Origin of the sequence: Catenulispora yoronensis (assembly GCF_039531695.1) — a bacterium.
Lineage (GTDB): Bacteria > Actinomycetota > Actinomycetes > Streptomycetales > Catenulisporaceae > Catenulispora > Catenulispora yoronensis.
In genome coordinates this window covers 20,960-33,416 of record NZ_BAAAQN010000007.1, presented here as the reverse complement: position 1 = coordinate 33,416, position 12,457 = coordinate 20,960, and the positions used below count along the sequence as shown (strand labels likewise).

9 protein-coding genes and 1 pseudogene are annotated in these 12,457 nt (G+C 73.4%); 5 read left to right on the top strand and 5 right to left on the bottom strand.

The annotated features are described in order from the left end of the window. Positions 1 to 5: 5 nt before the first annotated feature. Positions 6 to 617, bottom strand: coding sequence for a TIGR03086 family metal-binding protein (locus ABD481_RS08035; RefSeq protein ID WP_344664913.1), 612 nt, complete (start codon positions 615 to 617; stop codon positions 6 to 8). Between the two features lie 165 nt (positions 618 to 782). Here ABD481_RS08035 and ABD481_RS08030 point away from each other — a divergent pair. Then, positions 783 to 1,168: pseudogene (locus tag ABD481_RS08030) on the top strand (ADP-ribosylglycohydrolase family protein). Here ABD481_RS08030 and add read toward each other — a convergent pair. Both add and ABD481_RS08020 read right to left on the bottom strand, forming a co-directional pair. Further along, complete coding sequence (add, locus tag ABD481_RS08025; protein ID WP_344664912.1) at positions 1,165 to 2,157, bottom strand: adenosine deaminase; 993 nt, start codon at positions 2,155 to 2,157, stop codon at positions 1,165 to 1,167. The pseudogene ABD481_RS08030 and the gene add sit on opposite strands and share 4 nt — an antisense overlap. A gap of 135 nt (positions 2,158 to 2,292) precedes the next feature. Next, a complete protein-coding gene (locus ABD481_RS08020) occupies positions 2,293 to 4,449 on the bottom strand; it encodes a cell wall-binding repeat-containing protein (protein WP_344664911.1) in 2,157 nt (718 codons plus the stop codon). A 120-nt stretch (positions 4,450 to 4,569) separates the two neighbouring features. Between ABD481_RS08020 and murD the strand changes: the two genes are divergently transcribed. Then, the gene (gene murD, locus ABD481_RS08015) at positions 4,570 to 6,234 is read left to right on the top strand and encodes a UDP-N-acetylmuramoyl-L-alanine--D-glutamate ligase (protein WP_344664910.1); all 1,665 of its coding nucleotides are present in this window, start codon (positions 4,570 to 4,572) and stop codon (positions 6,232 to 6,234) included. Positions 6,235 to 6,250: 16 nt separating this feature from the next. Here murD and ABD481_RS08010 read toward each other — a convergent pair whose 3' ends face one another. After that, positions 6,251 to 6,895 (bottom strand): hypothetical protein, encoded by a 645-nt coding sequence (locus ABD481_RS08010; RefSeq protein WP_344664909.1) that lies wholly within the window; start codon positions 6,893 to 6,895, stop codon positions 6,251 to 6,253. Between the two features lie 235 nt (positions 6,896 to 7,130). Here ABD481_RS08010 and ftsW point away from each other — a divergent pair, with 235 nt between their 5' ends. Genes ftsW through murC form a run of 3 tightly spaced genes read left to right on the top strand, consistent with a single transcriptional unit; the run spans position 7,131 to position 11,095 of the window. After that, the gene (gene ftsW, locus ABD481_RS08005) at positions 7,131 to 8,438 is read left to right on the top strand and encodes a putative lipid II flippase FtsW (protein ID WP_344664908.1); all 1,308 of its coding nucleotides are present in this window, start codon (positions 7,131 to 7,133) and stop codon (positions 8,436 to 8,438) included. 10 nt (positions 8,439 to 8,448) lie between these two features. After that, a complete protein-coding gene (gene murG / locus ABD481_RS08000; protein WP_344664907.1) occupies positions 8,449 to 9,624 on the top strand; it encodes an undecaprenyldiphospho-muramoylpentapeptide beta-N-acetylglucosaminyltransferase in 1,176 nt (391 codons plus the stop codon). Between the two features lie 4 nt (positions 9,625 to 9,628). Beyond that, the gene (gene murC / locus ABD481_RS07995; RefSeq protein ID WP_344664906.1) at positions 9,629 to 11,095 is read left to right on the top strand and encodes a UDP-N-acetylmuramate--L-alanine ligase; all 1,467 of its coding nucleotides are present in this window, start codon (positions 9,629 to 9,631) and stop codon (positions 11,093 to 11,095) included. A gap of 37 nt (positions 11,096 to 11,132) precedes the next feature. Here murC and ABD481_RS07990 read toward each other — a convergent pair whose 3' ends face one another. Further along, positions 11,133 to 12,443: a S53 family peptidase gene (locus tag ABD481_RS07990; RefSeq protein WP_344664905.1), complete on the bottom strand. Its 1,311-nt coding sequence runs from the start codon at positions 12,441 to 12,443 to the stop codon at positions 11,133 to 11,135. Between the last annotated feature and the right edge of the window lie 14 nt (positions 12,444 to 12,457).

Below are 12,457 nucleotides of genomic sequence, written 5' to 3'. Positions count from 1 at the left end.
GATCCCTACTCGCCGCTGGGCGGGCGCCAATCCGGCGTGCGGCCGAGGTACAGCAGCACCCGGTCGAGCGGCGACGCGTCCTCCGCACTGTCGAGCGCGGGAACGAAGGAGGACCCGGCGGCGAGTCGGTTGTCCTCGTTCGGCACGGCCAACGCCACGCGCACCGCGGCGTCCGCCAACTCGGGCCGCAGCGTGAAGGGAACGCCGAGCGTCGCGGCGACGTCCCACGCGTGGACCACGTAATCGATGAAGTGGAACCCGATCGCGATCCGGGCCGGGAACCGCGGCGGGTCCACCTTGAACTCGGGCAGCTCGAAGACGGAGTCGAGACTGTCATCGACCTCTGCGAAAGCACCCAACACGAACTCGGAAGCCTCCCGATACCGCTCCACGGCATCCTCACCGGCCGGCGCGAACTCCCAGATCCGCAGATCCGCCCCCTCCCCCCGAGCCGCCGCCCCGAAGCCACGATGCTGCACCGTCATATGACCGAGCAGGTCAGCGAGCGTCCACGCCGCGCACGGCGTCGGCCGACCGAGGTCCGCGACCCGCACCTTGTTGACAATGTCGATGCTGTCGCGCACGGCGACGGCGTTCAAGTCCCGGATATCCGTCATGGGTCGATCATCCGTCGGCACGGGGGCGGCGGTCCACTTGTATTGGAGAGGGCGGCTGAGCTGGTCATTAGAATGTACGGACGAACGATGATGAGTGGGGCGGAGGTCCGCGACGAGTGATGGTCACGGGCGGTCGGTGCCGTGGTGGGCGGTGCGCCCGACGAGATGCGGGGCGGTGGCGGCTGGGACCCCGGCGAGGCGACGGACGATACGCAAATGGCTGTCCTGGTCGCTGATTCGCTGCTGGGGCCATGTATTTCGCCGCGCAAGGCCGGGAGGCGTCGATGGATGCCGCGCGCCAAATCGCGAAGCTGACCCATGGAGATCCGGCGGCGTGGGAGGGGACTGCGATCCTCCACGAGCTGGTCCGACTCGCGCTGGACGGTGAGGACCCGATCGGCGCGTTGCCCGAGGTGATCGGTCTCATCGATCCTGATTTCCGCGTCCCGGCGCGGTGGGTGCGGGACCTTCATGTGCCGATGCCCGGGTGGGGTGATCGAGTCCTGCGATATGAGGACCTTGTGGAGATGGCGGAGCGGCTGCCGCGCTAAGCCCGCAACCAAGCCGCGATCCCCACCATCGCCTCCCGCACCACCCCCGCCGGCGCCCCGCTGGTCATCACCGACGTCCCCGCCACCGCCGCCAGTTGTGCGTCGCTCAGGCCCAGGCCCGTGCGTGCCGTCTCGTATTCGTCCAGGAGGCTCGCGCCGAACATCAGGGGGTCGTCGGTGCCGAGGGTGCAGGGGACGCCGGCGGCGAGTAGTTGGGGCAGTGGGTGGGCGTCCGGGGAGGGGACGATGCCCAGGGCGATGTTGGAGGTGGGGCAGATGTCGAGGCTCACGCCGCGTTCGACGAGTTCGGTCAGGAGGTCGGGGTCGGTCGCGGCGCGGACGCCGTGGGCTATGCGGGTGGCTCCGAGGGCTTCTATCGCGGTGCGGACGCTTTCCGGGCCCGCCAGTTCGCCCGCGTGGGGGGCGGCGGTCAGGCCGCCTTCGCGGGCGATGGCGAAGGCGCGGGCGTAGGGGGTGGCGGGGTGGGCCGATTCGTCGCCGGCCAGGCCCAGGGAGCGGTAGTGGGCGCTGTGGCGGACCGCGAAGGCGGCGAGGTGTTCGGAGTGGGCGGTGTCGTGGCCGCGGCGCAGGGTCATGGTGAGGCCGAAGCCCACGCCCAGGGGGCCGCCGGTGGTGTGGGCGGTCTCCAGGACCGCGTCGAGGATCCGCTCCGGGGCGCCCAGGGCGTGGTAGACATGCGGGTCGAAGTGCGGCTGGACCCAGACGGCGCCGGACGCGGCGGCGTCCTCGACGAGCTCGCGGACCAGGCGGAGCAGGTTCGGCAGCGCGGTCTGCGTGGTGTGGAACGCGGCGCTGTACACGGCCTGGAAACCGGCGAAGTCGGTGAAGGCGCGCGGGTCGAGCAGCGGATGGCCGGCGGCCGCGGCCAGGTCGCGCAGGGTGTCCGGACGCATCGCGCCGACCGTGTGGAGGTGCAGGTCGGCCTTCGGCAGGGCTCTGAGATCGCGGCGGCGCGCGGGGTCGTCCATCCGGATATCACACCACTGATGGGGCTTGCGGGTTGAGGCCCGCGGCGGTGCGTGGCCGAAAGCGGCGCCGGTGGCGGAGCGGGTCCGGCACCGGCGCCGGATCGGGCGGCGGATCGGGCGCCGGATCGGGCGGCGCTACGGCATCGGGGCCGTGGTGCTCCGGAAGACGCGCAGGGCGCCCGGCCGCGTCGAAGTGCCGAGCGTCGCGCCGGGGCCGCCGGCGACAGAGCCCCCGACGTCCGTGCCCGCCATCGGCGCCAGCGCCCGCCCGGCGAGCACGGTGACCACCTGCCGCTCGACGAGCGCCGAGACCGCGTTCGTCCCGCCGAAGATCTCGACCAGGCCGACGGTCCGCTGCTCGCCGAGCAGGATGTCCCGCGCCGGCCCGGACAGCACCGCCGGGTCGGTCAGCAGCAGCGGGTCGCCGAACACGCCCATCAGCGCCCCGCCGGTGAGCGCGTCGGCGTAGTTGGTGCCGGTGGCCACGCCGGTGAAGGTGCTCGGCGCGATCGCGGCGCTCGCGCGGATCCAGGCGATGCACCGCGCCACGGCGGCGCTGGTCGAGTAGCGGTCGCTGCCGGCCAGGTCCTCGCAGGCGGTGCCGGGGTGCGGCGTCAGCCCCAGGGCGGCGAAGGCGGGCCCGCCGACCGGGAGCACCGCCTTGCCGCCGAGGAAGGCGCGGGTGTCCGGGTCCAGGACGGCGCCGTTGGAGAGCACGATCGGGACCCCGGCCAGGGCGGCGAGCGGGCCGGCGGACAGGGCGTCGGCGAAGCCGGTGCCGGTGGCGACCACCGCGGCGGACGGCTCCCCGGGCTGCGCCGGCACCAGGCGCTCCACCTGGGCGGCGATCATGCGCGAGGTCGAGAACCGGTCCTGCCCGCCGAGGCGGACCACGTTGAAGCCGCGCCCGGTCAGCGTGTCGACGACGTGCTGGCTGATCGCCGACGTGCCGCCGAGCACGTAGACCGTGCCGCCCTTGACCAGCACCCTGCTGATCTCGTCGGAGGTCTCCGGCGTCAGCGTCGCGGAGTCGGTCAGCAGCAGCGGCCCCACGGCGGCCGCCGCCAGCGGGCCGCCGGCCAGCGCGTCCGGGAACGACGCCCCGGTGGCCAGCACCACGGCCTGGGCGTGGATCTGCGAGTTCTCCGAGGTGCCGGGCCACAGCAGCCGCGAGGTCTTCACCCCGGTGTCGAACCGGTCCGCCCCGGCCACCCGCTGGACCAGCGGCACGTGCGGCGGCGGGGTGCCCGGCGGGCTGGTCGGCGGCGTCGTCGGCGGCGTGGTGGGGGGCGTGGAGGGCGGCGTGCTCGGCGGCGTCGTGGGCGGGCTGGTCGGCGGGGTCGGCGGCTTCGGTGCCTGCGCGTTGACCGGCTGCCAGGCCGGCTGGGTCCCGCTGTCCGGCACCGGGGTCTCGGCGCCGGTCGCGACGTCGAACAGCAGGGTGCCGGCGCCGTCGGAGAAGGCGATCTTCGTGCCGTCCGGCGACCACACCGGCGTCTGGTGGCCCACCGTCGCCCCGGTGGTGGTGATCTGCTTCTCGCCGGTGCCGTCGATGTTCGCCGTGAACAGGTCCTGCGAACCGGGCCGGGTGTAGACGAGGGTCTTGCCGTCGGGCGAGATGTCCGCGTTCGCCGCGTTGGCCACGGCCTCCGTCGTCGTGCCGGTCTTGACGTTGTGGACCCACACCTGCGGGACGAGGTCGTCGGGGTTCGTGCTGCGCGGCGTCCGCGTGAAGGAGATCAGATCGCCCGACACGCGCGGGTAGGTGTCGTTGGCCCCGCTGTCGTCGGCGCCCAGCAGGTAGGTGTGGCTGTTCGCGGCGTCGGAGCCGTCGGCGGCGGTGGTGTAGAGCTGGCTGACCGAGAAGTCCACGCCCAGGCCGCTGGTGGGCCCCGGGCCCTGATACACCAGCCGCTGATTCCCCGCGTAGAACGCCGGGTGGCGGCCGTAGCAGCCGACTCCGGCGCCGTGCGGCACGTTCCAGGCGCCGGTCAGATCCGGCGCGCTGACGTAGACGCCGCACAGGCCGTCCACGCGCGACCACACCACGGCCGAGCCGTCGGAGGACCAGCTGACGTCCTGCGCCACCGGCGTGCCGGTGGAGCGCCACAGCGCCGTCCCGTCGGCGTGCTCCTCGACGGTCTTCGGGGACGCGTTGGACGAGAGCAGCCCGTTCTGGCCGGACTCGGTGGCCCGCGCCGAACCGGCGGTCAGGGACACCAGGCCGGCCGTGCCGACGGCCATGGCCGCCAGCGTCGACACGGCCGAGATGGTCACGCGACGAGAGCGCATGTGCTGATTCCCCCCAAGGGACCCGCGACGGGCACGCCGCAAGAAACTGATGAGCGAGCAGGTTCTATAGCTCCCGGGAGAGCGGAGTCAATCGGGTCGGCGACCCAATAGGCTTTGGTCATGACCGATTTCGCCGCAGGTCCCGCGCAGTTCACCGACGTGGCCGTCACCGTCGTCGGAGCGCGGGTCGTCGGCCTGTCGGCGTCGGCCGCGCTGCTGGCCCGCGGGGCCAAGGTGACGCTGATCGACCGCTACGCCGACGAGGCCACCACGGCCCGCGCCGCGCAGGCCGAGGCCCAGGGCGCGGTGCTGCGCCTCGGCGACGACGAGACGCTGCCGCCGGGCACCGAACTGCTGGTCGTCACCCCCGGCCTGCCGCCGAGCGCGCCGATCGTGGCCGCCGCCCACGCCGCCGGGATCCCGATCTGGGGCGACGCCGAGCTGGCCTGGCGGCTGCGCGCCCCGCTGCCCGACGGCGGCTACGCGCCGTGGCTGGTCGTCACCGGCACCAACGGCAAGAGCACCACGGTGCGGATGGCCGAGGCGATGCTGAGGGAGGCCGGCAAGAACGTCGCCGCCTGCGGCAACATCGGCTACCCGGTGCTGGACGCCGTGCTGAAGGGGCAGCCCGGGGCCGGCGGCGAGGCCGGCGAGCCGTTCGAGGTGCTCGTCATCGAACTGTCCAGCTACCAGCTGCACTGGAGCTCGACGATCTCGGCGCTGGCCGCCGTGGTGCTGAACCTGGCGCCGGACCACCTGGACTGGCACGGCTCCTACGCCGCCTACACCACCGCCAAGGGCCGCGCCTACGAGAACTGCCAGGTCGCGGCTGTCTACAACGCCGCCGACCTGGAGACGGTCCGGCTGGTGGAGGAGGCCGAGGTGGTCGAGGGCTGCCGCGCCATCGGCTTCACGCTCGGCGCCCCGGGGCTGTCCATGCTGGGCGTCGTCGACGGCATTCTGGCCGACCGAGCCTTCGTCGCCGACCGGCGTACCAGCGCCGCCGAGCTGGGCACCGTCTACGACGTCGAACCGCAGGCCCCGCACAACGTCGCCAACGCCCTGGCCGCCGCCGCCCTGGTCCGCGCCTACGGCGTGGAGCCCGGCGCGGTCCGCGACGGCCTGCGCGCCTTCCGGCCCGAGCCGCACCGCATCGCCTGGGTCGCCACCCTCGACGGCGTCGACTACATCGACGACTCCAAGGCCACCAACCCGCACGCCGCCTCCGCCTCGATCGGCGCCTACGACCACGTGGTGTGGCTGGCCGGCGGCCTGGCCAAGGGCGCGGACTTCGACGACCTGGTGGAGCGGCACGCCAAACGGCTGCGCGGCGCGGTGCTGTTCGGCGCCGAGCGGCACCTGGTCGCCGAGGCGCTGCGGCGGCGCGCGCCGGAGGTGCCGGTGGTCGACCTCGGCGGCCCCGGCCCGGAGCGCGCGGCGGAGGTCGTGGCCGAGGCGGTCGCGGCGGCTCGCGGCATGGCGGTGTCCGGGGACACGGTGCTGCTGGCGCCGGCCTGCGCGTCCATGGACATGTTCACGTCCTACGGCGAGCGCGGGGACGTGTTCGCGGCGGCGGTGCGGGAGTTGAAGGCGAAGCTGGCGGTGGCGGGGGCGGTGGCGGAGGAGGACGGAGCAGGCGCCGGGTCTGGCACCGACGCGGAAGCGGAAGCCGAAGCCAGAAGCGAAGCCGAAGCCAGAAGCGAAGCCGAGGCCGAAGCCAGAAGCGAAGCCGAAGCCGACGCCGAAGTCGACGCCGAGGGCGAAAGCGGTCCGGCAGAGGACTGAGGCGGGAGCGAACCGCTCACCCGCGACGCTGGTTCTGGAGGAACGCGCGGGCGAACGCCTCGCCGGTCGGCGTCACCTCGGGGTCGTCGATGAGCATCCGGTAGACGCGCGTCGCGGAGGCGAGGTCGCCGTTCGCGGCGTGCAGCCCGGCCTTGTTGAGCAGCAGCGTGGTCTTGGTGTCCGGATCCGGCCCGCCTTCCAGGCCGCGGTCCAGCGCGTGCATCCGCTCGTCCGGGCTCGCGGCCAGGTTCGCCAGCTCCATCCACGCCGGAGGGAAGTCCGGGAACTGGCGGGTTATACCGACCAGGATCCGCTTCTTCTCCGCCGGATCGGCCATCCACTCCAGGGACATGAACGCGCGCGAGAACCCGGGGGACAGCCATCCGGCGTGCTCGCGGCGCAGCATGTCCAGAGTGGTGCGGCAGGTGAAGAAGCCGCGCGGGGAGAGCGCCTCAACGCGTTCGTACATGGCCTGCGCGCCGCGGGTGTCGCCGGCCAGCAGCAGCGTGAACGCCGCGTCGTAGGGCGGATAAGGCCAGTCCGGCGCCAGGTCGGCGGCCTGGGCCAGCAGGGCCAGCGCGTGTTCGTAGTCGCCGCGGGCGCCTGCGGCGCGGCCCTCGGCATGGAGTCGCTCGGCTTCGGGCGGGATCTCGTAGGTCATGGTCGGAGAATTTATACGAACTCTGCGATGAGATGACAGGGTGCGTTGATCGTTTGGGCTGCTCACGGCCGCCCCGGTGGTCCGGTCCGCACCGATTCCGGGCGTGCGGGCCCTCGTCCGGCGGGTGCCCGGGCCCGGCGCCGCGCCGGGCGGCGGCGGCCTCCGCATTCGAACACCCCGCCGCCGTCCGGGGAGCTGACGGCCCGTCCGGCGGCCGCTGGCTACCCTAAGGACCATGAGTGAACAGGCCGCGGGTCCGCAGGCGTCGCCGTGGAGGACCGCGATGCGCGCCCTGCGGGCCCGGCGCGCCACCCTGAAGTCCCTGTTCGACCTCGAACTCACCTCCTACTACCTGCTGGTCGGCTCGGTGCTGCTGCTGCTGGGCATCGGGCTGCTGGAGGTGTTCTCCGCCTCCAGCGTCAACAACCTGGTCAACGGCCGGCCGATGCTGTCCTCGATCCGGAACCAGGCGGTGTCGGCGACGCTGGGCCTGGGCCTGATGTGGACCGCCTCCCGGCTCCCGGCCCGGGCCTACCGCGCGCTGGCCTACCCGGCGCTGGTCGGCACCGTGCTGCTGCTGCTGCTGGTGCTGGCCGTCGGGTCCTCGCACAACGGCAACAAGAACTGGCTGATCATCGGGCCGCTGACCGTGCAGCCCAGCGAGTTCGCCAAGCTGGCGCTGGTGCTGTGGGGCGCGGACCTGCTGGTGCGCAAGGAGAAGCTGCTCACCACCTGGGACCACCTGCTGGTGCCGCTGGTGCCGGGGGCGGTGCTGATCATCGCGCTGGTGATGATCGGCGGGGACATGGGCACCTCGATAATCATCGTCGCCATCGTGTTCTGCCTGCTGTGGACGGCCGGGGCCCCGGGGCGGCTGTTCTCGATCCTGCTGGCCTCGGCCGTGGGACTGGCGGCGCTGGCGATCGTGATGCGGCCCTCGCGGGTGCGGCGCTTCACCAACTTCCTGACCCCGGACGCCGACCCCGGTGGCACCGGCTACCAGGCCATCCACTCCTTCCAGGCGCTGGCCAGCGGCGGCTGGTTCGGCGTCGGGCTGGGCGCCAGTAAACAGCGCTGGGGGCAGCTGCCGGAGGTGCAGACCGACATGATCTTCGCCATCGTCGGCGAGGAGCTCGGCCTGATCGGCACGCTGACCGTGCTGGCGCTGTTCCTCACCCTGGCCTACGCGGGCATCCGGATGGCGCTGCGCACCCCGGACCCGTTCATCCGGCTGGTCTCGGCCTCGGTCACGGTCTGGCTGGCCGCCCAGATGATGATCAACCTGGGGGCGGTGACCGGCGTGCTGCCGATCGCCGGCGTGCCGCTGCCGTTCGTCTCCTACGGCGGATCGTCGCTGCTGCCGTCGCTGACCGCGGTCGGGATGCTGATGTCGTTCGCCCGAAGACGCCCCGAGCCGCTGGACCCGGCCGGGATCGCGGCGGCGGCCGGGTCGCGGGCCGAGCGCGGTGCCGGCCCCGGCCCGGCGGGGCGCGGGCGGACGACCGCCGAGCCGCGTCCGGGCGGGACCCCCGCCGACCGATAGGATCGGCCGCGTGCATGTGGTCATCGCCGGCGGCGGCAGCGCCGGGCATATCGAACCCGCCCTGAACACCGCGGACGCGCTGCGGCGGGCCGATCCGTCGATCGGCGTCACGATGCTGGGCACCGAGAAGGGCCTGGACACCAAGCTGATCCCGGCGCGCGGCTACGACCTGCGCCTGATCCCGGCCGTCCCGCTGCCCCGCAAGCCCTCCGGCGCCCTGCTCAGCCTGCCCACCCGGCTGCTCGGCACGGTCAAGGCCGCCCAGCAGGTGATCACCGACGTCGGCGCCGACGTCGTCATCGGCTTCGGCGGCTACGTGGCGCTGCCGGCCTACCTCGGCGCCCGCCGCGCCAGGACGCCGATCGTGGTGCACGAGGCCAACATCCGCCCGGGCCTGGCCAACCGGGTCGGCGCGCGGTTCACCACGCACGTGCTGACCGGCAACCCGGCGGTCCCGATGCGCGGCGCCACCTGCGTCGGCATGCCGCTGCGCCCGGCCATCTCCACCCTGGACCGCGCCGCGCTGCGCGCGCAGGCCCGCGCCGAGTTCGGCCTGGACCCGGACCTGCCGACGCTGCTGGTGTTCGGCGGCTCGCAGGGCGCGCGCCGCCTCAACGAGACGATGGAGGCCTCGGTCCGCGCGCTGCGCGAGGCGGGCGTCCAGGTGCTGCACTCCTACGGCGACAAGAACAAGGTGGCCATAGCGGAGGACCCGGCGGCGCCGCCGTACGTCGCGCGCCCCTACATCGACCGCATGGACCTCGCCTACGCCGCCGCCGACCTCGCGCTGTCCCGCAGCGGAATGATGACGTGCAGCGAACTGGCGGCGGTCGGGCTGCCCTCGGTCTACGTGCCGCTGCCGGTCGGCAACGGCGAGCAGCGGCTGAACGCCGCGCCGGTGGTCGAGGCCGGCGGCGGCCTGCTGATCGACGACGCCGCGCTGACCCCGGACTGGTTCGCCGCCAACGTCGTGCCGCTGCTGCTGGACAGCCGGCGCCTGACCGCGATGAGCGAGGCCGCGGGCCGGTTCGGGATCCGCGACGCCGACGACAAGATCGTCGACCTGGTCTACGCGGCGGCGGGGAAGACCCGGCCGGGCTCGGTCGGGACTTCCGTTTCGAGCAAGGCGGCTGAGCCGAGCAAGGAAGCCGAGCCCTCCGCTCCGACCGCTGCCGAGGAAGGCTGAGCCGATGACCCGCCGCACCCCCCGCTTCCCGGCCCCCGAGCAGGTCGTCCCGGCCGCCGAGCTGGGCCGCATCCACTTCGTCGGCATCGGCGGCGTCGGCATGGCCCCGCTGGCCCGGGCCATGCTCGGGCGCGGCCTGCCGATCAGCGGCAGCGACATCAAGGACACCGCCACCGTGCAGGCGCTGCGCGCGCTCGGCGCGGCCATCGCCATCGGGCAGGCGCCGGAGAACCTGGACGGCGTCGACACCGTCGTGGTCTCCACCGACATTCCCGAGACCAACGTCGAGGTCGTCGAGGCCCGCGCTCGCGGCCTGCGGCTCCTGCACCGCGCCTCGGCGCTGGCCGCGCTGATGCCCGGCTCGCGCTCGGTCGCGGTCGCCGGCACCCATGGCAAGACCACCACCACCTCGATGATCGCCGTCGCGCTGCGGCACGTCGGGCTGGACCCGACCTTCGTCATCGGCGGCGAGCTCGGCACCACCGGCGAGTCCGGCCACGCCGGCGCCGGGGACGTGCTGATCGCCGAGGCCGACGAGTCCGACGGCACCTTCACGCACTACCGCCCGGACGTCTCGGTCATCACCAACATCGAGCTCGACCACCCCGACCACTTCGCCGACGTGGAGCAGGTCCGCGCGGAGTTCCAGGACTTCGCCGACCGCCTGGAGCCCGGCGGCACCCTGGTCATCCACGTCGACGACCCCGCCGCCCGCGCCATCGCCGAGCGCACCGCCGCGCGCGGCGTCCGGGTGCTGAGCTACGGCGTCGGCGAGGACGCGGTGATCCGGGTCAGCGACGTCAGCAGCACCGGCGGCTTCCCGACGTTCACGCTGATAGTGGCCGCCGACGCCCTCGGTACGACTGCCCTCGGAGCTACTACCCCCGGAGCCACCGCCCACGGCCCGATCACCCTCGGCGTCCCGGCCCGCCACAACGCCCTCAACGCCGCCGCCGCCCTCGGCGTCGCGCTCGCGCTCGGCGTCGACGCCAAGCCGTTCCTGGAAGGCGTCGCGGCCTTCACCGGCGCGCGCCGCCGCATGCAGTTCCTCGGCGAGGCCTCGGGCGTCCGCGTCTACGACGACTACGGCCACCACCCCACCGAGATCGCGTCGATCCTGTCCGCGGCCCGCGAACTCGCCGGCGAGGGCCGCGTCGTCGCGGCCTTCCAGCCGCACCGCTACTTCCGCACGAACACGTTCCTGCACGAGTTCGGCCCCGCGCTCGGCGCCGCTGACGTGGTGCTGGTGCTCGACGTGTACGCGCACGGCGAGCAGCCGATCCCCGGCGTCGGCGGCGACGTCATCGCCGCCGAGACCGGCCTGCCTCCGCAGAACAGCGTCTTCGAACCCGACTTCGACCGGGTCCCCGAGCGCCTGGCCGCGCTGGCCCGCCCCGGCGACCTGGTGGTGACCGTCGGGGCCGGCGACGTGACCGAGATCGGCCCGCGGCTGCTGAAGCTGCTCGGATAAGGTTGGCTTTTTCGAGACACTCTGTCCAGTAAAAGTACTAGAACGCCGAGAGTCCGTTCGGCGTCCCGTTGCCGGTCGGGCCGTCGTACCCGGCGACCGCGTTGCACTGGTAGTCGCCGCCGCAGTCCTGTATGACGCCGTTGTTCCCGGCCACGACGTCGAACAGCCCCGTCTTGCCCGCCGCTCCGTAGAACGGCGAGGCGTCGGCGAACTTCGCCGGGTGCCCGCCCAGCGCGATCACGCCCGCGACGAACGGCGAGGACGCGCTCGTGCCGCCGACGACGATCCAGCCCGGCGCGCCCTGCGCCACCGTGTAGACGGCCGGCCCGGTCTCCGGGTCCGCGACCGCCGAGACGTCCGAGACCATCCGGCCCGGGCAGTTCTCGTCGGTCTGCCAGGCCGGCTTGTCGATCCACGCCGAGCAGCCGCTGCCCGCGCGGTACCACGCCGACTCGCTCCAGCCGCGCGCGTTCGCCGCCTTGGCCAGCGACGTGCCGCCGACCGAGACCACGCTGCCGTAGACCGCCGGCTCGCTCGGCAGTCCGTAGCCGTCGTCGCCGGACGAGGCCACGATCGCCGTGCCCGGATGCGCGTAGTGGACCGCGTTGCCGAGGGTCTGGCTCGACTCGAAGAGGCCGTAGCTGTTCGAGACCTCGGTCGCGCCGAGGGCGACCGCCTCGTCGACCGCCGCGCCGAGGTTCGTGCCCATCGAGTCGTCCGCCTCGACGAGCAGGATCTTGCACTGCGGGCAGGCCGCCGAGACCATGTCCAGGTCCAGGGCTATCTCCACGCCCCAGCCCGCGTCCTGCGGCAGCGGAGCTGAGGCACCGCGCTGATTCACCTTCTTGAAGCAGCCGTTCGCGGTGGTGCACGGCGGCAGGCCGTAGGTGCTGCGATAGACGGCGAGGTCGGCTTCGGCGGTGGGGTCGTCGCCGGCGTCGACGATCGCCACGGTCTGGTTCGCGCCGCCGGTGGTCGGCAGCTTGTAGGCGGCGTGCAGGTCGGCGGGGCTGAGACCGGCCGGGAGGGCCGCCGCGCCCGCGTTCTTGGCCGCCGGGTTCTTGGCCGCCGCGCGCTTCACGGCGGGCACGTCGGTGCGGATCTCTGCGAAGCAGCGGGCATGCCCGGGCGCGGGCTTGCCGCAGACGTCCCGCACGTTGCTCTGCGCGGCGACGGTGCCTGTGCCAGTAGCCGTGACGGCGGCCGGAGTGCCAGTGCCAGTGCCAGTGCCCGGGTTCGCAGGCCCGCCACCGGCACTGGCCGGGCTCGCCACCGCGGCCAACGAAGCGACGGCCAGAGCGGCCGCACCGAGAACACCGAGCACGCGGTGACCGGATATCCGAATCATGGTCCTGATCCCCC

Coding starts and splice junctions, on each gene's coding strand:
- ABD481_RS08035 (WP_344664913.1), bottom strand. CDS start 617: ATGACGGATATCCGGGACTTGAACGCCGTCGCCGTGCGCGACAGCATC.
- add (WP_344664912.1), bottom strand. CDS start 2,157: ATGGACGACCCCGCGCGCCGCCGCGATCTCAGAGCCCTGCCGAAGGCC.
- ABD481_RS08020 (WP_344664911.1), bottom strand. CDS start 4,449: ATGCGCTCTCGTCGCGTGACCATCTCGGCCGTGTCGACGCTGGCGGCC.
- murD (WP_344664910.1), top strand. CDS start 4,570: ATGACCGATTTCGCCGCAGGTCCCGCGCAGTTCACCGACGTGGCCGTC.
- ABD481_RS08010 (WP_344664909.1), bottom strand. CDS start 6,895: ATGACCTACGAGATCCCGCCCGAAGCCGAGCGACTCCATGCCGAGGGC.
- ftsW (WP_344664908.1), top strand. CDS start 7,131: ATGAGTGAACAGGCCGCGGGTCCGCAGGCGTCGCCGTGGAGGACCGCG.
- murC (WP_344664906.1), top strand. CDS start 9,629: ATGACCCGCCGCACCCCCCGCTTCCCGGCCCCCGAGCAGGTCGTCCCG.
- ABD481_RS07990 (WP_344664905.1), bottom strand. CDS start 12,443: ATGATTCGGATATCCGGTCACCGCGTGCTCGGTGTTCTCGGTGCGGCC.